This window comes from Vibrio comitans (assembly GCA_024346835.1).
GTDB lineage: Bacteria > Pseudomonadota > Gammaproteobacteria > Enterobacterales > Vibrionaceae > Vibrio > Vibrio comitans.
This window is the reverse complement of the sequence record AP024866.1, coordinates 1,937,376-1,956,778: the sequence shown is the minus strand read 5'-3', so window position 1 is coordinate 1,956,778 and position 19,403 is coordinate 1,937,376. Positions and strand designations below refer to the sequence as shown.

18 protein-coding genes are annotated in these 19,403 nt (G+C 44.0%); 8 read left to right on the top strand and 10 right to left on the bottom strand.

The annotated features are described in order from the left end of the window. Window positions 1-62 precede the first annotated feature (62 nt). The 3 genes from OCU46_RS08950 (at window position 63) to OCU46_RS08940 (ending at window position 2,703) form a co-directional block, all read left to right on the top strand. On the top strand, window positions 63-944 hold the full coding sequence (locus OCU46_RS08950) for a LysR substrate-binding domain-containing protein (protein WP_141268543.1): 882 nt from the start codon (window positions 63-65) through the stop codon (window positions 942-944). Between the two features lie 137 nt (window positions 945-1,081). Further along, a complete protein-coding gene (locus OCU46_RS08945; RefSeq protein ID WP_141268541.1) occupies window positions 1,082-1,975 on the top strand; it encodes an acyltransferase in 894 nt (297 codons plus the stop codon). Window positions 1,976-2,142: 167 nt separating this feature from the next. Beyond that, window positions 2,143-2,703: a sugar O-acetyltransferase gene (locus OCU46_RS08940; RefSeq protein WP_141268539.1), complete on the top strand. Its 561-nt coding sequence runs from the start codon at window positions 2,143-2,145 to the stop codon at window positions 2,701-2,703. A gap of 125 nt (window positions 2,704-2,828) precedes the next feature. Here the strand turns inward: OCU46_RS08940 and OCU46_RS08935 are convergent, their stop codons facing one another. The 5 genes from OCU46_RS08935 to OCU46_RS08915 all read right to left on the bottom strand — a co-directional run bounded on the left by OCU46_RS08935 (window position 2,829) and on the right by OCU46_RS08915 (window position 7,908). Continuing rightward, entirely contained in the window at window positions 2,829-4,010 is a 1,182-nt protein-coding gene (locus OCU46_RS08935; protein WP_141268537.1) for a multidrug effflux MFS transporter, read from the bottom strand. Window positions 4,011-4,122: 112 nt separating this feature from the next. Beyond that, complete coding sequence (locus OCU46_RS08930; protein ID WP_141268535.1) at window positions 4,123-5,511, bottom strand: sensor histidine kinase; 1,389 nt, start codon at window positions 5,509-5,511, stop codon at window positions 4,123-4,125. Continuing rightward, window positions 5,508-6,194, bottom strand: coding sequence for a response regulator transcription factor (locus tag OCU46_RS08925; RefSeq protein WP_141268533.1), 687 nt, complete (start codon window positions 6,192-6,194; stop codon window positions 5,508-5,510). The genes OCU46_RS08930 and OCU46_RS08925 overlap by 4 nt, the downstream gene beginning before the upstream one ends. 11 nt (window positions 6,195-6,205) lie before the next feature. Further along, complete coding sequence (locus OCU46_RS08920) at window positions 6,206-6,781, bottom strand: PepSY domain-containing protein (RefSeq protein WP_141268531.1); 576 nt, start codon at window positions 6,779-6,781, stop codon at window positions 6,206-6,208. Between the two features lie 224 nt (window positions 6,782-7,005). Beyond that, complete coding sequence (locus OCU46_RS08915; RefSeq protein WP_141268529.1) at window positions 7,006-7,908, bottom strand: 1,4-dihydroxy-2-naphthoyl-CoA synthase; 903 nt, start codon at window positions 7,906-7,908, stop codon at window positions 7,006-7,008. Between the two features lie 221 nt (window positions 7,909-8,129). On the opposite strand from OCU46_RS08915, the gene OCU46_RS08910 reads away from it, so the two are divergent. The 3 genes from OCU46_RS08910 (at window position 8,130) to OCU46_RS08900 (ending at window position 12,957) form a co-directional block, all read left to right on the top strand. Continuing rightward, on the top strand, window positions 8,130-9,566 hold the full coding sequence (locus OCU46_RS08910; protein ID WP_244311327.1) for a M48 family metalloprotease: 1,437 nt from the start codon (window positions 8,130-8,132) through the stop codon (window positions 9,564-9,566). 345 nt (window positions 9,567-9,911) lie between these two features. Beyond that, on the top strand, window positions 9,912-11,327 hold the full coding sequence (locus OCU46_RS08905) for a sodium/glutamate symporter (protein WP_141268525.1): 1,416 nt from the start codon (window positions 9,912-9,914) through the stop codon (window positions 11,325-11,327). Then, on the top strand, window positions 11,320-12,957 hold the full coding sequence (locus OCU46_RS08900; RefSeq protein ID WP_141268523.1) for an amidohydrolase: 1,638 nt from the start codon (window positions 11,320-11,322) through the stop codon (window positions 12,955-12,957). The genes OCU46_RS08905 and OCU46_RS08900 overlap by 8 nt, the downstream gene beginning before the upstream one ends. A 111-nt stretch (window positions 12,958-13,068) precedes the next feature. Here the strand turns inward: OCU46_RS08900 and OCU46_RS08895 are convergent, their stop codons facing one another. Next, a complete protein-coding gene (locus OCU46_RS08895) occupies window positions 13,069-14,001 on the bottom strand; it encodes a CorA family divalent cation transporter (protein WP_141268521.1) in 933 nt (310 codons plus the stop codon). Between the two features lie 280 nt (window positions 14,002-14,281). On the opposite strand from OCU46_RS08895, the gene OCU46_RS08890 reads away from it, so the two are divergent. Further along, window positions 14,282-14,677, top strand: a complete 396-nt coding sequence (locus OCU46_RS08890) for a DUF2391 family protein (RefSeq protein ID WP_141268519.1) — start codon at window positions 14,282-14,284, stop codon at window positions 14,675-14,677. A 21-nt stretch (window positions 14,678-14,698) separates the two neighbouring features. Here OCU46_RS08890 and OCU46_RS08885 read toward each other — a convergent pair whose 3' ends face one another. Genes OCU46_RS08885 through OCU46_RS08870 form a run of 4 tightly spaced genes read right to left on the bottom strand, consistent with a single transcriptional unit; the run spans window position 14,699 to window position 18,302 of the window. Beyond that, window positions 14,699-15,457 (bottom strand): iron ABC transporter ATP-binding protein, encoded by a 759-nt coding sequence (locus OCU46_RS08885; protein WP_141268517.1) that lies wholly within the window; start codon window positions 15,455-15,457, stop codon window positions 14,699-14,701. Between the two features lie 2 nt (window positions 15,458-15,459). Then, window positions 15,460-16,410: an iron chelate uptake ABC transporter family permease subunit gene (locus tag OCU46_RS08880; RefSeq protein WP_141268515.1), complete on the bottom strand. Its 951-nt coding sequence runs from the start codon at window positions 16,408-16,410 to the stop codon at window positions 15,460-15,462. After that, complete coding sequence (locus OCU46_RS08875; protein ID WP_141268513.1) at window positions 16,403-17,359, bottom strand: ABC transporter permease; 957 nt, start codon at window positions 17,357-17,359, stop codon at window positions 16,403-16,405. Before OCU46_RS08875 ends, OCU46_RS08880 begins: the two co-directional genes overlap by 8 nt. Window positions 17,360-17,381: 22 nt before the next feature. Continuing rightward, complete coding sequence (locus OCU46_RS08870) at window positions 17,382-18,302, bottom strand: siderophore ABC transporter substrate-binding protein (protein ID WP_208733509.1); 921 nt, start codon at window positions 18,300-18,302, stop codon at window positions 17,382-17,384. A gap of 105 nt (window positions 18,303-18,407) precedes the next feature. On the opposite strand from OCU46_RS08870, the gene OCU46_RS08865 reads away from it, so the two are divergent. Then, window positions 18,408-19,346 (top strand): LysR family transcriptional regulator, encoded by a 939-nt coding sequence (locus OCU46_RS08865; RefSeq protein ID WP_141268511.1) that lies wholly within the window; start codon window positions 18,408-18,410, stop codon window positions 19,344-19,346. The last annotated feature ends 57 nt before the right edge of the window (window positions 19,347-19,403 follow it).

Genomic DNA, 19,403 nt, shown 5'->3' with positions numbered 1-19,403 from the left:
AGACGTTTACATGCTGTTGTTAGATGAGTATGTTAGTAGGATAGTAATGGTTAGGATGGACGATGTTAGAGTTAAAACATTTAAGGACAATGCAAGGATTAGCTAAGTTTGGCTCTATTGCGAGCTGCGCTGAGAACTTGCACATTACCCAGTCGGCAATTTCTCATCAGCTTAAAGAGCTTGAGGTAAGAATTGGCGGGCAACTGTTTTATCGCAAAACTAAACCGATACGTTTTACCTCCCAAGGCCAGATTATTGTTGAGCTAGCACATCGAGTACTGCCCCAAATCTTGGCGACAGAGCAGCAATTAAGCCAGCCACAAGAAAATAGACGCTTTACTTTAGCCATCGATTGTCACTCGTGCTTTCAGTGGTTATTACCAACAATCAAGCGTTTTCAAAACCAATACGCAGAATTGGATGTAGACCTTGAATCAGGTTTTCATCAGCACCCGCAAGAGCGACTGTTAGCGGGTGAGATAGATCTCATGATTACCTCAGATATAGAAACTCGCGGAGACATCCATTTTCTGCCGTTGTTTGGTTATGACCTGCAACTGGTGATGAGTAGCGATCACCCTTTGAACAATAAGCCTTTCATTGAACCCGCCGACCTTGCCTCTGAAGTATTGCTCACTTACCCGGTAGATAAGCGCCGTATGGATGTTTACAACCTGTTTCTTAAGCCACATCAGTGTGAGCCTCTTAAGTGGAAGAAGGTTGATAACACATCAACACTATTACAGATGGTATCAGGTGGCTTTGGGGTAGCAGCATTACCGGATTGGGCTGTGCGCACGTTCGAGAATCAAGATCTTATCTCTACTAAGCCATTGGGTGATGGAATACGACGCCACTTATATGCTGGGGTACGCGTGGCGGATAGCAAGCTTGAGCATATTCAGGCATTTACTGAACTGACGCAGACACACAGTATTAATTAGATCTGATCGGATGTGTTTCGGTTTTATTCCTATTTATGTGCGATGTTTAGTATTGATTAAAGAAAATGTGTTTTTGAGATTAATATGCCGTTAATTCTGAGATATGATGTCGCCTTCACATGCTACGGACTCAGCAAATGCTTAAAAATCTTCAAATGATCATGAATATTTTCTTGGTCATGTTAAATACTGCCTACACCTCTTTGGTAGTTAGTATTCTGGCAATTATCAAAATAGTCTTACCGTTTGCCGGTGTTAAAGTCTCAATGAGTAAACTGGCGAATAAGCAGATGTGGTTGTGGGCGACGATCAACCTCTGGCTACTTAATGTAAATAACAAGATTGATTGGCAGATTGAGGGTGGAGAAAATCTTTCCACAGAGCAGTGGTATTTATTGATCTCAAATCACCTTAGTTGGGCTGATATTGTTATCTTATCTTCGGTGATGAAAGATAAGATCCCAATGGGTAAATTCTTGCTTAAGCATAGTTTGTTATACGTTCCCTTTGTTGGTTTAGCATGCTGGGGTCTGGACATGCCATTTATGCGTCGCCATTCCCATGAATTTTTGGTGCGCAACCCAGAGCGTCGTAATGATGACTTTGATGCGATTAATAAGGCGTGTGAGAAGTTTCGACGTGTACCAACGACCATGATCAGTTTTGCTGAGGGTACTCGTGCCAACCAGGAGAAAATGGCGACAGCGAAGACGCCATATCAACACTTACTAAAACCTAAGACAGGTGGTGTCGCGTTTACCCTTAATGCTATGAACGAGTTACTCGATGGGGTAGTGGATGTCACTCTTGCGTATCCTGAGAACCGTGAAGACCCATTCAACGACCTGTTGAAGGGGCGCTTAACTAAGGTTGTAGTGAATATTCGAGTGTATGATATTGATGAGAACCTTCGCGGTGATTACTTTAACGACAAAGTGTTTAAACGCGGTTTCCATCGTTGGCTCAATAATGTTTGGCAAGAGAAAGATGAATACCTAAAAGGTGTTTACTCAACCAATAAAGACCAATAATTAAGAGGCAGCAGTAGCTGCCTTTTTTGCGCCTATTGCATATGATTACAGCCTCAAAGTTCATAGCTACAGAGCGTGACCATGCTCGTTTTTTTGTAATTATATTCTCGCCTTTGAAGCCCTCTTTTTGCATATTGCTGATTCGATCTATTTCATCGGTAGTAGTAATGAAAACTGAAAAAGAAAAGATGCTGGCCGGAGAGCCGTATGAAGCATGGGATGAGCAACTTCTTGCAGAAAGAACCCAATGTCGTAAGGCTGTGAAAAAATTCAACGAAACCCTTCCAGGAACGCCAAACTGGCGCAGCACAATGGAAGACATGATTCCAAACAGTGGCGATGCGTATATTGAGCCGCCATTTCGTTGTGACTATGGCTCTAACATCAAGCTAGGCAAGAATTTCTACGCCAACTTTAATTGTGTGATTCTAGATGTGAATACCGTCGAGATTGGCGACAACGTGATGTTTGCGCCTAACGTTCAGATTTACACAGCGGGACATCCGATTGATCCGGTAGAGCGCATCGAAGTTGGTATTGAGTTTGGATTGCCGATTAAGATTGGTGACAACGTGTGGCTTGGAGGCGGTGCCATTATTTGCCCAGGAGTGACCATTGGCGAAAATGCAGTTATTGGTGCGGGAAGCGTGGTTGTGAAAGATATTCCGGCCAATGTGGTTGCAGCGGGTAATCCTTGTAAAGTGATTCGTCCAATTGACGTGAAATAATCCGCGTCTTTTAGTTGAAATGAAAGGGGCACGCCTAGTGAGGCACGCTTAGTGGGGCACGCCTAGTAGGGCATGTCGAGTAGGACAAACTTAGAGAGGCGCATTTAGCGCCTCTTTTTTATCTATCAACCGTTTGGTACTTCGCTCTTAAAGCCTCGGTAGATGTTGGCATAGGTGATTATAGAAAACAGGGCAATGACACAGCCCAGTTGCCATGCTTGGCTTAAGCCTATCGCCATCAGGCCCATACTGACTATGGAAGAAATGATCATCTGCCCGCCGCCAGACATCGCGGCAGCGACACCTGCTTTGCGTCCGTATGGCTGCATGATCATTGCTTGTGCACAGGGCAGTGCTAAACCATTTCCCAGCACCATAAATAGCTGACCAATCATCAACCATAAGGGCTCTAATGGGCAGAGTATCAGCCAAATCGCTCCGATCATCTGTAAGAAAGGCGTGATCCTGAGTGTCTTATGAATGCCTATTACCGGTCGTAATCGGTTACTTAGCGAAGTGCCAATCAGCATGCCCGCTGTTGGAATCAAAGCCCATAACGCGTATTGATCTGAGGTCATTCCAATCTCATCTTGCATGATGAAGGGCATCAGTGAAACGGTAGTGACCACCAAACTAAAATTGAGCCAGGAAATGCTTGAAAAGCTAATGAAATAGCGTGAATTGAGAAGCTCTTTATATTGCCCTAGCATGGTACCGACAGAAGGCAGTTTGCGCTTATCTAGCATGGTCTCTTTAAAGTTCATCATCAGCACTAACCAAGCGACAGCCACATAACAAAGCAAAGAGATAAAGACCATACCCCAGCCAAAGTAATGGTTAATAAAGCCACCGATCACAGGGGCAACTAATGGAGTGAGTGAGGCAACCATAGCGATATAAGAAAGCGCGGTAGGAAGTTGAGAGCCGGTATAGCTATCCCGAGTTGAGGCTCTAGCGAGAACCGCACAACACCCGGTGCCTAGACCTTGAAGGAAACGGCCCAATACCATAGCTTGGAACGAATCAGAATAGAGGATGATCGCACCAAGCCCCATCATGGCAATCAATAGTCCACTTAGAAGCACTTTCTTTCTTCCTAGTGCATCTGAAATCGGACCGTAGATAAACTGTGAAGGTCCAAATCCAAGTAAGTAGATACCAACAAGCAGTTGAGCTTGATCTAGCGTGATGGAAAAGTCTTTGGCAATCCAAGGAAGGGATGGGAAAACGAGTCCCATACTCAACTGACCAATACTGATGATCAAACAGGCAAGGAAAATAGGCTTTTTACGAAATAGCTGAGTCATGAGTGTCCGGCTTGGTCTACGCAATGAGCATTAGAAAGGAGAGTCATCGCGTTAAATTAGAAATTGAACCATTGGTTCATCTGCCAGTATATCAAGCTTGTATGACTTTTTCTCAGCCTTTTGTGTTAGGGAGATGTAAGGTGATCTTAAATCCTGTTTCTTGCTCTAAATGGCTGAATCCTACATCGATATTTATATCATGCAGTTTTGCCACAACCGCAACCAATGCTAGCCCTAGGCCATGCCCTGGAGTGTTTCTCGATTTATCTGCACGATACAGGCGCTGCATGATTTTTTGTTGCTGGCTCTTTGGTACACCAGGGCCATTATCTTCAATAATGAGTGCATTGTGAGTGAGTTGGATCTTTACCTTGGCTTGCTCAGGGCAGTATTTATAAGCATTATCCAAGAGGTTATAGATCAAGCGAAACAGTAAAGAAGGCTCACCTTTTATGGAAACAGGAGAGGCATCGATAGTGAGTGTTTGCTGTTTTTCTTCTAATTGTGGCTCGGCCAGCTCCGCAGCATCGTGAATGATGCGCGATAGGTCTAAGTCGACAAACTGGCTTTTGTCACCGATATTTTCCAGCTTGCTGAGTTCTAGCATCGCGTTGAAGGTTTGCAACAGATCATCGAATTCTACGCGAATCTGCGTAATGTTGGCTTGGGGTATCGATTGATATTCTGGTAAATCTTCTAATGTAGCGATACGGTTTTTGATACGCGTCAAAGGTGTGCGCAGGTCGTGTGCAATCGCATCAGTAACCCCTCGGATCTGACTAATCGATGATTCAATCTCGTCGAGCATGGCATTAATGTAATGCGCAATATTGTCCCATTCATCATGGGAGTCATTGGTTTTAATTCTTCCACCAAAACGCCCTTTCTCTATCTGGGACACCACGGAGTGTATTCCAGACAGTTGAGATTTCATTTTGCGACGGATTATCCAGCTTGGAATAAGTGCGATGAAAAATGCACAAATAAGTACCACGATAGCTGTATTTTCGAAGTTCTCACGCATTTGCCATAGATATTCGCTATCGGTCGCTACCAGTACCGAGTAGCCGTCCATTTCAAACTGGCATCCCTCTAGTAAAGAAATGCTATCACTGTTTCCTCGAATAACGGGAAACGGCTTGAGGCGGGGACATTCGGGCAAGGTTCTAGGAAAGTGGCTGAGTGAGCCGTACAGCTCACCGTTTTTGTTTCGTAATACTGTAATTATCCCCTGCGGATTGTAGAGTGTATCGTCAAGGAGATCGGGTAGGGTACTAGGTGCGTTAGTCTCACTGGCACTTTGCAGTTGCTGAGCATGCTGCAGCAAGATTTGTTGACGTGATTGTATAAGCGGCTGAATACTTAGTTGATAAATGGTAAACAAAGCCACGGCAACGGCTAGCCAGAGCATCAAGGCAATTGAAAGAGACAGGCGCCACAACGAATGGCGGCGCCATGCGTTTATGACCAACAGTTTGCCTTGATTGAGCAAGTTGCTCATGTTGCTTTTACCATTCTGTATCCTGCACCTCGCACCGTTTCGATAAGATTCGGCTTGCCTTCAACTTCGAGCTTTTTTCGAAGGCGCGCAATATGAACGTCGATAACGTTGGTTTGAGGGTCAAAATTGTAATCCCACACGGCTTCAAACAGCAGTGAGCGAGTCACGACTTGCCCTGCATGTTCAATTAAGTAGCGCAGCAGTTTAAATTCTTTTGCCTGCAGATTAATTTTTTGCGATGCAACGTAGACCTCTTGAGATAGGAGGTCTAATTGAATATGGCCATTTCGAAGTTGGCTTTGAACTGACGATGACGATGAGGCAGCCCCGCGGCTTGCAAGGATCTCGACACGAGCAATTAGCTCAGCTAAAGCAAAAGGCTTGGTGAGATAGTCATCGCCGCCTTGCTTTAATCCTTTTACTCGCTCATCGACGCTGTCTAGTGCGCTTAGAATAAGTACACGAGCAGCCGTATTGGCCGCTCGTAATGTTGAAAGTACAGTGAGGCCATCAATGGAAGGCAACATGCGATCCAGAATGATCACTTGATAGTCGCCCTCTAACGCTAGAAATAAACCGTCTTGTCCATTGTCTGCGCTGTCAATCTCATAGCCTTGTTGTTTGAGTGACTGACAAAGATACTCGCGTGTATCTTTGTCATCTTCGATCACCAGTACTTTCACTTAGACAGTCCTTATTTGTGCTTCTTATTCTTCATCACAGGGATCTCTTCACCCGTTGCGACATTAATGAGCAGTTTTTGTTTACCTTGCTCGGTGCTCGCTAGCTCAACTTCATAAAAAACGATGCCTTTTTTGCTTTCAAGTTCTACCTCTAGCGCTTTGGCTGAGTATTTGTCTTCAAGCTCAGTCAGCTTCTTCAAAATATCGAAATCAGCTTTCTGCACCTGCTCAATCGCATGTCGCTCATCGTCGTCTAAATCGCTGAAACCAAAGGTCATTAAGCTCTCTGATTTATGTTCTAGTAGCGCACCATCTTGAACAGAGTAGCTCATTTTGTGCTTGTAGCCCTCTGTTAAGTCCACCACTTTAAACTCGTAAGCAAATAGGGTGTCTTTGTAGTCATCAAGCTCTACTTCGGTAATGACACCAGTAGAAATACTGCGAACCTCAGGAGCTAAATTAGCTAAGCTAGCTGACCCAGAGTTGATGGCCATTAGGCTCAATGCTGCATCTTGACGATCGTCTGCGTGTACAAATGGAACAACAGCAAGAAGGCTAGCAAATAGTCCGGTTTTTAGTAGTTTCATGTTTGTTTCCTCGGCTAGTGAGTAATTGGGAAATAATGAGCAAGAGCATGGGTAACTGAAAATAAAAACGCATAAGCCATTGTACATACCAGTAGTCCGCGCTTGTTTTTGTGTTTCACTTTCGTTTTGCTCCCTGTCTCTCGATATGCAATTACTATAAAGTGCCGAGATAAACCCAAGATGGAGAGAAGATTAAATTAAATTAATCTTCTCTAAAAATGAGGTTAGTAGTGCCAAGGGAACTTAGAGAAATCTTTGGCGCGTTTCTCTAAGAAGGCATCGCGACCTTCTTGTGCCTCGTCTGTGCCGTAGGCTAGACGGGTGGCCTCACCCGCAAACAGTTGCTGCCCCACCAAGCCATCGTCAGGTAGATTAAAGCCATATTTGAGCATTCGCATGGCTGTTGGTGATTTACTGTTGATCTCGGTTGCCCAGCGCAGTGCCTCTGTTTCGAGGTCAACATGGTCAACCACTTTGTTTACCATACCCATGTCATAGGCTTCTTGAGCGCTATAATCAAAGCCGCAGAAGAAGATCTCTCGGGCACGCTTTTGCCCAATCATTTTCGCTAGGTAAGCTGAGCCGTAACCAGAGTCAAAGGACGCAACATCAGGGTCGGTTTGCTTAAAGACAGCATGTTCTTTTGAGGCAAGCGTAAGGTCGCACACCACGTGTAGGCTATGTCCACCACCCACGGCCCAACCTGGAACCACTGCAATCACGACCTTTGGCATAAAGCGTATTAAGCGCTGAACCTCTAGGATATGCAGACGACCCATGCGAGCGACATCGGCAACATTCTCGCCGTCACCCTCATATTTATAACCGTCTTTGCCACGAATACGTTGATCTCCACCCGAGGAGAACGACCATTGGCCTTTTTTAGAAGGGCCGTTACCGGTCAATAGAACGCAGCCTACGTCTGACCACTGTCTAGCATGATCGAGCGCGGTATAGAGTTCGTCTACTGTTCTAGGGCGAAAAGCATTCAGGCAGTCAGGGCGGTCAAAAGCAATGCGGACTGTGCCTTGGGTCTTACTTCTGTGATAGGTAATATCTTCGAAGTCAAAACCGGGTACTGTTTCCCAAAGTTCGGGATTAAAAATAGGTGAAGTGGTGTCAGTCATGATAATTCTCACTGGATGTTTCTATTAGGCTAGGAATTTGCTCGGTGTCAGTCAACATGAGTCTATGATTTGTTTAGTTTTTTCGTTACTTGTGTCGTTAAATTCAGCAATGTAGTGAGATTTCTGACAAGGATTTAGAAATAGTGGATTGAACAACTATCTTGATGATGAGGTTTTGTTATTATCAAGAAATATGAAACAAAATATTAAGCAAGGAAGATATGAATATTTTTGTCGAGAAGAATGTAGCGAGAGCATTCATAGTCTCAGCTGTCGCTCTTGGTTTGGCTGCATGCAGTGTTAGCACTGATTATGACAGAAAAGTTGGCGCACAAAATGCCGTTGCGGTAGAAATGCAGATGGGCGTCTATGATAAAAACCAGATGGAAGCATATGTGCAGCAAATCGGCGCTCGCCTTGTTAGCCACATTGAAAACCCAGAGTTTGAATTCCAGTTTAAGATTGTTGATGATGCCATTCCAAATGCGTTTGCGCTTCCTGGTGGGTACATCTTTGTTTCTCGTGGCTTGCTAAGTCTAGTGAACAATGAAGATGAACTAGCTTGTGTCTTGGCTCATGAAATTATTCACGTCACTGAGCGCCACTCGGTTGAGCAGATGAAATCGAGTGTTCTTCCTGGCCTAGTTGAACTACCAGGCAATATCGTTGGTGGAGTGGTTAATGAAGATCTTGGCAACCTCATCAACGCGCCAATCTCTGCGGGCAACAGTTTACTTATGGCCGGTTACAGTCGAGGACACGAGAGTGAAGCCGACAGACTTGGCATCCAACTTGCCGCCAAAGCGGGCTATGATCCTCTTGCGATGAACAGCATCTTGAGTCGCCTGAATAGGTCGGTAGAAATTCAAACTAAACAAGAATCCGAAAGAAGCTATTTTGATTCTCACCCATACACCCCCGATCGTGTTGCGGATGTAACAAAGGAAGCTAAAAACCTCAACGTGGCTGAGCTAGCACCTATTCACAAGGATTTCGTTTCTCAGATAGACGGACTTCTAGTGGGTCAAAACCCTGGAAAGGGTTTGTTTAGAGAACAGACCTTCATGCAACCGGATATGAAGTTTGTTATCGATTTTCCACAAGAGTGGCAAACTGTTAATCAGCCTGCCGCGGTTGCAGGGATAGATAAAGAACAAGATGCAGCGGTTGTATTGAGCATTGCATCAAATGAGTTCAGCGCGAAAGAACATGCACTTCGTTTTCAGAATGAATTGAAACGTCGTTATGGCATGGTTCTGGAAATTAATGAGAAGAAACTCGATTGGGAAAGTTCTTTGTACAGTATTACGCTGACAAATGAAGATAAAAAAGGTACTAGCTACATGACCCGAGGATGGGTGAACATGGGCATCGATACCTACCAAATTGTGACTATCTCTACTGAGGAAAAACAGAAGATAGCAAACGATAGTGCGGCCACTTTCCGTCCAATGACAGATAAGGAACTGGCATCTATTACTCAATTGGAGTTGAAGGTTATTGAAGCTAAGCAGGGTGAGACGATCGATATGATTTCTAACGAATCTCACAGTAAGGTCTCAGCTGAGTTATTGGCAGTAATGAACGCTGTCGGTGAAACTGAAGCACTTGAGAGCGGTGAAAAAGTGAAAGTGGTTGTCGAGGCACCATACAAGTAACGACATAGTAATGGCGTAACAGTGCTGGTGGTTTAGCGTCCTTTCTTTAACCAGTACTTGGTTATTACAAACAATCGAAGTTGGCGTAAAGCCATTCAAATAAGCCCCGAAAGGGGCTTTTAGTTTATCTCACATCCACTTTGTAACCCTCTACAAATAACATTGCCTAGACAAGTAATTAGATAGGGTCATTAGCAATGCTTCCCCTGCCTTGATTGATCATTCAAGCTTTCAATTTACTTCTCATCATATGCAAGCTGACACACTTGCATATGCAAACTGTCACTACCGCCTAAATAACCTCATAGATAGTGTGGGATTAGTTCATTAAATGAGGAAAATCATATGGAAAGCACCTTTCATGGAGTGATAGCATTCGCGCTTCTTTCAATGATGTTAATCATCGGTAATGTCATTCGAAGTAAAGTCACTTTTATAAAAAACAACGTCATCCCTTCAAGTCTAATAGCCGGTATTGTTGGACTAGTCCTACTAAACACGGGGCTGCTAGGCGATTTTACTTCTGACGATTTTGTCCCTATCACCTTCCACTTTTTCACCCTTAGCTTCATGTCACTCTGCCTGTGTGGTGGTATTCGCAAGAAAAAGCGTCCTGATAGCAACCCAAAAGATGTGGTACGAGGAGGTATGTGGCTAACTTCGGCCTGGTCTCTTTCCTTAGGACTGCAAGGGTTAACGGGCATTGCGGTAATACTGGTGTTTAATCACTTCTCTGGTGGGGAGATGAGCTATTTCCTTGGCTCAATTGCAACACATGGTTTTACCCAAGGGCCAGGCCAAGCGTTGACCTATGGCAGTATCTGGGAACAACAATACGGGATTGTAAATGCGGCTCAAGTGGGGGTGATTTATGCTTCTCTAGGATTTGTCGTTGCTTTCCTAGTCGGTATACCGATGGCAAAGCACTTTTTGCGTAAAAATCTGAACACGAACAAAGAATCCAAATTAGATAGCCATTACGTAAATGGTATTTTTGAACACCAATCCAAACCAGACAGTGGCAAACTAGTGACGCACTCTGCGAATCTGGATTCACTGGCTTATCATATTGGCTTGTTGGGAACCGCATACGTCATTACCTATCTATGGCTGCATTTCATTCAAGGTGTTGTTGCTGGTGTGGATATTTTTGGTATTGATTTTAGCGTGTTGTTTAGCTTCAACATGTTTTTCATTCATGGCTTTACCACCTGTTTGATTATGCGTACTACGATGAACAAACTAGGTTTATGTCGAACCGTTGATGATGAAACCTTAAAGCGTATCACAGGCTCTTCTGTCGACTTTATGGTGACTGGCACCATTATGAGCATCAAGTTGTCAGTATTAACAGCTCTGCTTGTACCTATTTTATTGGTGGCTGTTGCAACCTCGCTTGTTACCACCTTGATATGTCTATTGATCGGTAAATACAGTGGTTCACTTGGGCCAGAAAGAACAATAACCGCGTTTGGTTGCTGCTGTGGATCTACGGGCACAGGCTTGCTACTTCTTAGAATGTTGGATTCTAATTTCAGTACTAACGTCGCAAAAGAACTCGCATTTTTTAATGTTGCTATCGTCATCGTTAACTTCCCTATCTTAATGATATTTACTCCTATAGCACCTTCACTTTCTTTCTCTGGCTACATTCTTTTATTGAGCTCAGGAGTAATTATGTCATTGATATGTATGGCTCTTCTTGGTGCAACAAGTAAGAAATCTACTTCTATAAATTCAGAGGTAATACCGAATGGATAATCAGTTAACTGCATTTTTAGCAAAGCGCATAATCACTATGAACCCATCACTGCCAGATGCAGAGTGTGTAGTGTTGCGTGGTAATAAAATTCTAGCAACCGGCCCTAGGTCGATACTGTCTAGCTATCCATTAGTACAAATAAACAACAAGTATGCTGACAAGGTGATTGTTCCTGGATTTGTGGAGGGGCACTGTCATGCGATGGAAGGGGCAGTATGGAAATACTTGTACTTGGGGTACTTTCCCCGTGTAGATCCGCATAACGAGCTCAAGGCTGGCGTGACAAGCTATGAGCAACTTTCTCAACAGCTTCGCCAAGCAGATTTAGCACAGACAGACACAGCGCCACTAATTTGCTGGGGTTTTGACCCTATCTATTTTCCTAATAGTCGATTAGATAGGAAAGACTTAGATGAGGCATGCCCGAATAGACCTGTAGTGATCATTCACGCTAACTTTCACTTGATGACAGTCAATACTGCCATGCTAGAAAAAATTGGTATGGCGAGCTTAGAGAATACCGAAGGAGTGCTGAAGGATGAATTCGGCTACCCCAATGGCGAGTTGCAAGAAATGGCTGCCATGGGGCTAGTGTTTAAACTCCTAGAAGACAATGTTTTTGATGTGGCTGAGGATCAAGAGGCATTAGAGTTATTTGCCAAGTCCGCTAACAATAAGGGGATAACTACGATAACTGATCTGTTTAACCCTTTATCAGATGGAGGTTTAGAAACGCTGAAGAAAATGAGCAGTAGTGACAAATTTAATGTTCGCTTGGTACCGGCAATGAGTGCCCATAATTGGTCTATTGAACAAGGCACCAATCGCTTTCTGATGCTCAAAGAACATCAGAACGACAAGCTCTATTTTCCCATCGTTAAACTAATGACTGACGGTAGTATTCAAGGATATACAGCAAGATTACTGGAACCAGGCTATCACGACGGCCATCCTAATGGCCTTTGGAACAGCCCTTTACAGGAGGTAGCGGAACTACTTAATGCCTACCATCAAATTGGTGCTACGATTCATGTGCATACAAATGGTGATGAGGCGGTAGAAGAAATGCTGTCATCTATCGAGCAGGCACTAATACAACATCCGACTACGGATCACCGCCATACACTTCAACACTGCCAAATGATCAATCAGGCGCAAATGAAGCGTTCCGCTAACGCGGGGGTTTGCCTCAATATGTTTATTAATCATATTTACTATTGGGGGGATATCCATAGGGACTTTACTCTGGGTTACGAAAGGGCACAACGACTAGAGCCTGTTGCATCTTCTTGCAAGCATGGCATTGTCACAGCTATTCATAGTGATGCGCCGGTTACCCCATTAGGGCCTTTGTTCTCTATGTGGTGTGCAACGAATAGAAAGACCGCTACCGGAGACCTGTTGGGAGAATACGAAAAGGTTACCGCTTATCAAGCACTGGAGATGGTCACGATTAATCCAGCATACACCTTAAAGTTGGATCACCTAGTAGGGAGTATCGAGGCGGGTAAGTTTGCAGACTTTGCCGTATTAGATGAAGACCCTTTGCAAGTACCCTGCGAGGAGATAAATAAGATCAATGTGTTAGCAACTATTTTGGGAGGGGAAGTGGTTGCTGAGCTAGATTAAATTGGCAACATACCCACTTGTACTAAGAGGCGTTTATGCACAAAGTACAGGTGGGTTTTTATTTCTGGAACGGTTATTCCAAAAATATTATTACCTTTAAAGGGGAGTATCTTAGATAAACTTTAGCTTTTTCAACACAATCACCTCGATGGCTACGATCCCAAGTAGGCCAAGGCAAAACAAGGTAAAAGCCCACGGGTTATCAACCCCTGGTATCCCGCCAATATTGACTCCCAGTAACCCAGTGAAAAAACCGGCAGGAAGAAATAGCCCTGCGACAACAGAGAACAAATAGGTGTTGCGATTCATGCGCTCTGCTTGTTGCTGGCTGACACTGTTGAGAAACACGCTAATTTGCTCTAGGTAAAATTCTATAGATTCATTGAGCCTGATGACGGTATCTAAGCTGTTTTTAAAATGGTTGTGGTTTGAGGTGAGCGGAGTGACATCAGCGGCAATCAAATCCTCAAATACATAGCGCTGTGGCTTAAGGTATCGCCTCAGCCGCAGCAATCTTGAATGCAGCAGATTGATGGTGGATAGGTCGACGTTTTCTGCAGTTTCAAGGTGATCTATCTGCTCTTCAACTGGGGTAAGAAATTCAGCAATGATGGTATTAACGCCGTTCACCATCTCAAGTAGAAGGGAGGACAAATTGCTTGGCCCTTGACCGCTTTCCAACCTTTTTATCAGATTGTTGACCGCGCGTGATGGGATCTTTCGGGTCGAGATCAGCGCTCCCTTGAACCATAAAATTCGAAGGCTCAGCATGTCATCAGGGTCTGCATTATGATTAAGGTTTATGCCGCGTAAGATAATAAGAAAGCAATCTTCGGCAAACTGTTCAAATCTGGGGCGGGTATCATCAGCTAGCAGGGAATCAATCATGGCTGTGGGTATCGATTGTTCCGTCAGCCAGTCTTTTAGGCGTTCATCATCTCTTTGACAGTGATACCAGCATCCTGAGCGCAGTTTGTCGTGCGATTCAACAGGAGAAGCCACATCCGCAGAAAAGTCCCAACTTGAGATAACAAATTGATTCATAAGTAACCTTTGTGTGTTTGTCCAGCAACAACTAGCCTTATACCAATCGTACTAATTAACTGGTCATCCGAGCTTGTTAAAACACTCTATGACTGCGTTAGAATTTTTGATTGTAGAATCACTACTTATCGAAAAATTCTGCCTTGTCCTAGAGCATTTTTCCTGCGCTATTTCTGAACACTTACTTAGTGTGATTGGTATTAATCCTAGTCAATAAAACTATACTGGCGCTGATAAAAGGTGTATTTGTTTAGGGCAATTGGGCGCTTGGAGACATTCAATGAAGATTAGCTTCAATATGGAAGATGCAAGTCAGGTATTTGTTGGTGCATTTGCGCTTGCGGTACCGATTTCGTTTTCTGAAGAAGCGTGGCGACTGGGGGAAACCTTGCCACTTGGAAACCTGATGATGTTATTGGCACTATCGGTATTGTTTCTGGGCGTGTTTACGTATCAAAGCGTGTTTCAAAAAAACATACGGCAGCGCCTGTTTGTGTTCGTGTTTCGTATTTTTATTGCTTATATGATGACGGCGCTGGTGGTCAGTTTAGTGCTGTTTTGCTTGGATAAGTTGCCGCTTTTTGCCGATCCTATTACTTCGTTAAAAAGGGTAATAGTGATAACAATGCCTGCATCAATGGGGGCGATAGTCGTGGATAGTTTTGATAAAGAATGACTATTCACGACTTGCTTTAGATTAGCTGTAGTAGAGACAGATCTTCTGACCGTTGGCTTCACTAATGGAGAAGTCAATCTCGTAGATGTTGCTTAACGTCTGTGCATCAATCACTTGCTCTGTTTTTCCTTGCACTACGACTTCACCCAACTTCATAGCAATGATGTTATCTGAATACACTGAAGCAAAGTTGATATCGTGGATAACAATGACGACAGCCTTACCAGATTCATGAGCGAGGCGCTGAAGTGATTTCATGATCGCCACAGAGTGCTTAATATCAAGGTTGTTCAGCGGCTCATCAAGGAAGATATAATCCGTGTCCTGTGCCACTACCATTGCAATGAATGCCATCTGTCTTTGACCACCCGAAAGCTGGTCTAAAAAGCGGTGCTGAATATCGCAGATGTCCAACTGCTTTAACGCTTGGTCAATGATGTTTTCATCATTGGCAGTTAAACGGCCATTGCTATGAGGAAAACGGCCAAAAGCCACCAATTCACGAACAGTGAAGCGCATATTGATGTTGTTGCTTTGACGTAATACTGCCAAGCGCTTTGCCAGTGCCTGCGTATCCCATTGAGAAAGCGGCTTATCTGCGATCAGGACTTGGCCTGCATCACTGTCGGTGAGGCGACTTGCCATCGACAATAGGGTACTTTTACCCGCACCATTGGGGCCGATAATGCTGGTGACTTCCCCAACAGGGAACAAGGCGTCGGCATTATTAACCACGTATTTATCGTTGTATTTCTTACTTAATCCGGTGATCTTAATCATGATTAGCTGATCTTGTTTCGTACGAGTAGGCTAAGGAAGTAACTTCCGCCGACAAAGTTGATGATAACGCTGATGGTGGTTTGAAAATCCAGCATATGCTCAACCAACCACTGACCACTAATCAGCAGCGCAATAGAGACGACACAACTGCTAGCAATGAGAAATCGGTGCTGGTAACCAGTAAATATCTGCCTAGTCAAGCTCACAACAATAAGGCCAAGAAACAGTACAGGGCCTACCAATGCGGTCGATATCGAGACCAATAGCGTGGTAATAAACATGACTTTTTTGGTGAGCTTTGCGGTATCGACTCCGAGGCTTTTGGCGTTGTCGACCCCAAGCCAAAGTACATCTAGTTGTGAGGCATATTTATATAGGTAAGCAATACATCCCAGTAGGGGCAGGGTGCACCAGTACACTAATTCAGTGTTTACATTGTTGAAGCTGGCAAACATCGAATTTTGGATTGCGATGAACTCATCGGGGTCTATCACCATAGTGAAAAAACCGGTGACACTATTAAACAAACTGCCACATACCACGCCGATCAATAGAAGGGTAAAGATATTGGTTCTTTGCTTTTTGAAATAAAGCCCGAATAAAAAGGTCGCCAATACTGCCATGATTGCCGTTGAAAGCACAAAATTAATCTTGGCATCGGTAACCCAGATACTCAGACCGCCAAAGCTTGCCACCAGAATCACTTGAATCATGATGTACAAGGCATCAAAACCAAGTATTGAAGGCGTTAGAATTCGGTTGTTGGTAACGGTCTGGAACACTAACGAAGAGGCGGCTATTGCCATACCCGCTAGAACGATGGCCAGAACCTTAGGTATGCGACGTGACAAGAAAAATTGATAGTTGTCGACAGTTAGCCCTTTTCCTAGAAAGTAACCAACGAATACAAGTGCGAAGCCAAGGATCAGGGCAAATTTGGTCGTATCACGCATTGCTCTTATCCTTCAATATTAGGTGGATGAAAACCACACCGCCCAAAATGCTAATCACCATGGAAATAGGGATTTCATAAGGGAATATGATCACTCTACCTAATACATCACAGGCCAGTACTAGCATGATTCCGGTATACGCTGTCCAAGGAAGGTTCTTACGCATATTATCGCCAACAAACATCGACACGAGATTAGGAACAATCAGGCCAAGGAAGGGGATAACTCCAACAATCATTACTACTGAAGAAGACAGTACAGCCACAAGTAGCACGCCAATAAATACGATCTTTTGGTAGTTCAAACCAATATTTCTCGCAAAGCTTTCGCCAATGCTGGCGGCGCTAAACTGGCTAGCAAACCCATAGGCGAGCAATGAAGCCGGTATTGCTAAGTAGAGAAATTCGTAATTGCCTTGTAATACAGAGGCAAAGTTTGCCACCGTCCATGACGACATGCTTTGTACTAGGTCGTATTTGTAAGCGACGAAAGTCGTTAACGCAGAGATAACGTTGCCGTACATGATACCAATCAAGGGCACTAGCATGGCATTTTTGAACTTCAGGCTTTGCAAGAAGCGAACGAAGACTAAGGTACCCACTACAGAGAAAGCGAAAATAAGTGCAAGATGCGCCCAGCCACCGATATCTGAGAATACAACCAAGCTCAACACGTAACCTAACAGAGCGCAGTCTATAGTGCCGGTGGTGGAAGGAGCGGCAAAGCGGTTCTGAACGATTTGCTGCATGATGAGGCCTGCAATACTGAGGCCAGCTCCTGCAAGGCAAATAGCGATAAGGCGTGGAAGTCGGCTCTCAAACAAGATGTGCCAAGCGTGGCTGTCCCCGTCAATGAGGGCAGACAAGTTCATGCTAGCGACGCCGATAAACAAAGAGGCTGACCCTAATACTATTAGAGCCAGCGCAGAGAGATAGTGATGTACTTTCATCGGATTCGTCGTTTAGAACCCATTACAGAACAGATTCAACATCATTAATCATGATGTGCGTTGCTTTGTATCCGCCAGCACTCAGATACCATGCTGCTGGGTCCATGAAGACCATTTTCTGGTCTTGGTATGCAGGAGTACTGTGTACTAATGCATTATCAAATAGGGCTTTAGCGCGACCGTTGCTGGTGCCAATGGCTTGCTCTCTATCCAGAATAATCATGGCATCAGGCTTTGCTTCTGCGATGTATTCAAATGAAATCAGATTCCCATGAGGGCCTGTAGGTTTCTGAGACTGAGCAGTTGCTGGTGCAAAGCCAAAGTCTTCAAATATGATGGAAAAACGACTCTTTTCACCATACATAGCAAGATTGTTACCATTGTTCATCACCGCTAGAGTGCGAAGGTTTTCTTGACTATTTTTAGCGTGCACACTCTTCATTCGTTCATCGGTTTTAGCGATAAGAGATTCAGCTTCATCTTGTTTTTCAAAGATTTCACCTAACATACGCCAGTGGTGCTGGGTTGTTTTCCAATAGTCTTGATTGTCTATTTGAAATAGATAAGTTGGCGCAATTTGGCTCAGCTCTTTGTACATTGGTGCCTGACGGCCTTCAGCAATGATGAGATCTGGCTTTAGCATGAAGATAGTCTCAAAGTTGGGCTCTTTAAGAGATCCAACGGTTTGATAATCATCTCCTGCATAATGCGAGATAAAATGAGGGAGCAGAGGTTTTACTACACCAACGGGCTGAACACCGAGTTCGTCAAGGATATCTAGGCTACCGTGGCCCAACACAACGATTCGTTTCGGTGTTTGAGTAATTTCGATAGTTCCCATTGTATGGGTGATTTCTTTTGCTTGAATCGCTTGTGGCACAAGGGCGCAGCAAAGAACCGATAATGAGGTCACTAGATGCTTTATGGTTTTATTTTTTAACATAGTGCTAATATCACAACCTGAATAATTACAAATGAGAATTAATTTCAATTGACATAAGTTATCAAATGCATAAAATCCGTCAAATATATATTCGGAATAATCACTATGCACTTATTGAATAGCGGCCACTTGGATCTCAATCTCCTAATCGTTCTTAAACAGCTTCTAGAAGAGAAGCATGTCTCCAATACGGCACTCACACTTGGGTTAAGCCAGCCAGCGGTAAGTCGTGCTCTGCAAAAACTGCGAGTAGTGTTTAACGATGAATTACTGATTCGCTCTGGAGAGGGCTATCAAATTACAGAACGCGGCAAGGTGTTGCAGTCTGAACTGGACCAGGTACTGCAAGGACTCGAAGCCTTAATGCAAGGTGACAGCTTTGATCCTGCTTCTTCAACTAAGACCATTAAGTTGTTTGCTTTGGTTCCTCAGGCTACGGCGCTGATCCCTAAACTGTTTTCTGAATTAAGAGAACGAGCACCGAATATGCACATGGCGGTAGATACTGTACCCCAACACCATTTCTCCTGTTTAGAAAGTGGTGACGTGCATTTTGTTATGAGTACAGCTCAGCCCGACTATCGACAGCAAAACCTGTATCGTTTGCCTCTGCAAAAGCGAGACTTTCGTTTATTGATGAGTCACTCCCATCCATTGGCGAAAAAAAAGAAGATTCAGGTTGAAGATCTTTTGACTGCGCAGCTTGGCCGTATTTCTTTATATGGTGATAAACGCTTTAACTTGCAAAATCGCTTGAGGGAAAAAGGCTATCTAGGAAAAGACGAGCAGCTTAACGTTCCTGTTTCGTTGACCAATTTCAATCTTGCTTCCTCTATCGCGGAATGTAGCGATGTGATTTTTCACTTACCCACGCCTTATGCAAAAGAAGTGGCTAAGACAGGTAAGTTGGTATTGAAAGAGGTTCCGGAGGAGATACGCTCAGATAAAGAGCAAGTGTACCTATATTGGCATAAGCGCTTTCAAAACGATGGTATGTGCACTTGGTTTAGAGAATTGATAAAAGAAATTTATAGCGTGAGTTAGCCGGTTTGTTCAAATAGCGCTCATTATTCATAAGCTGAATACTAGCAATTCAGCTTA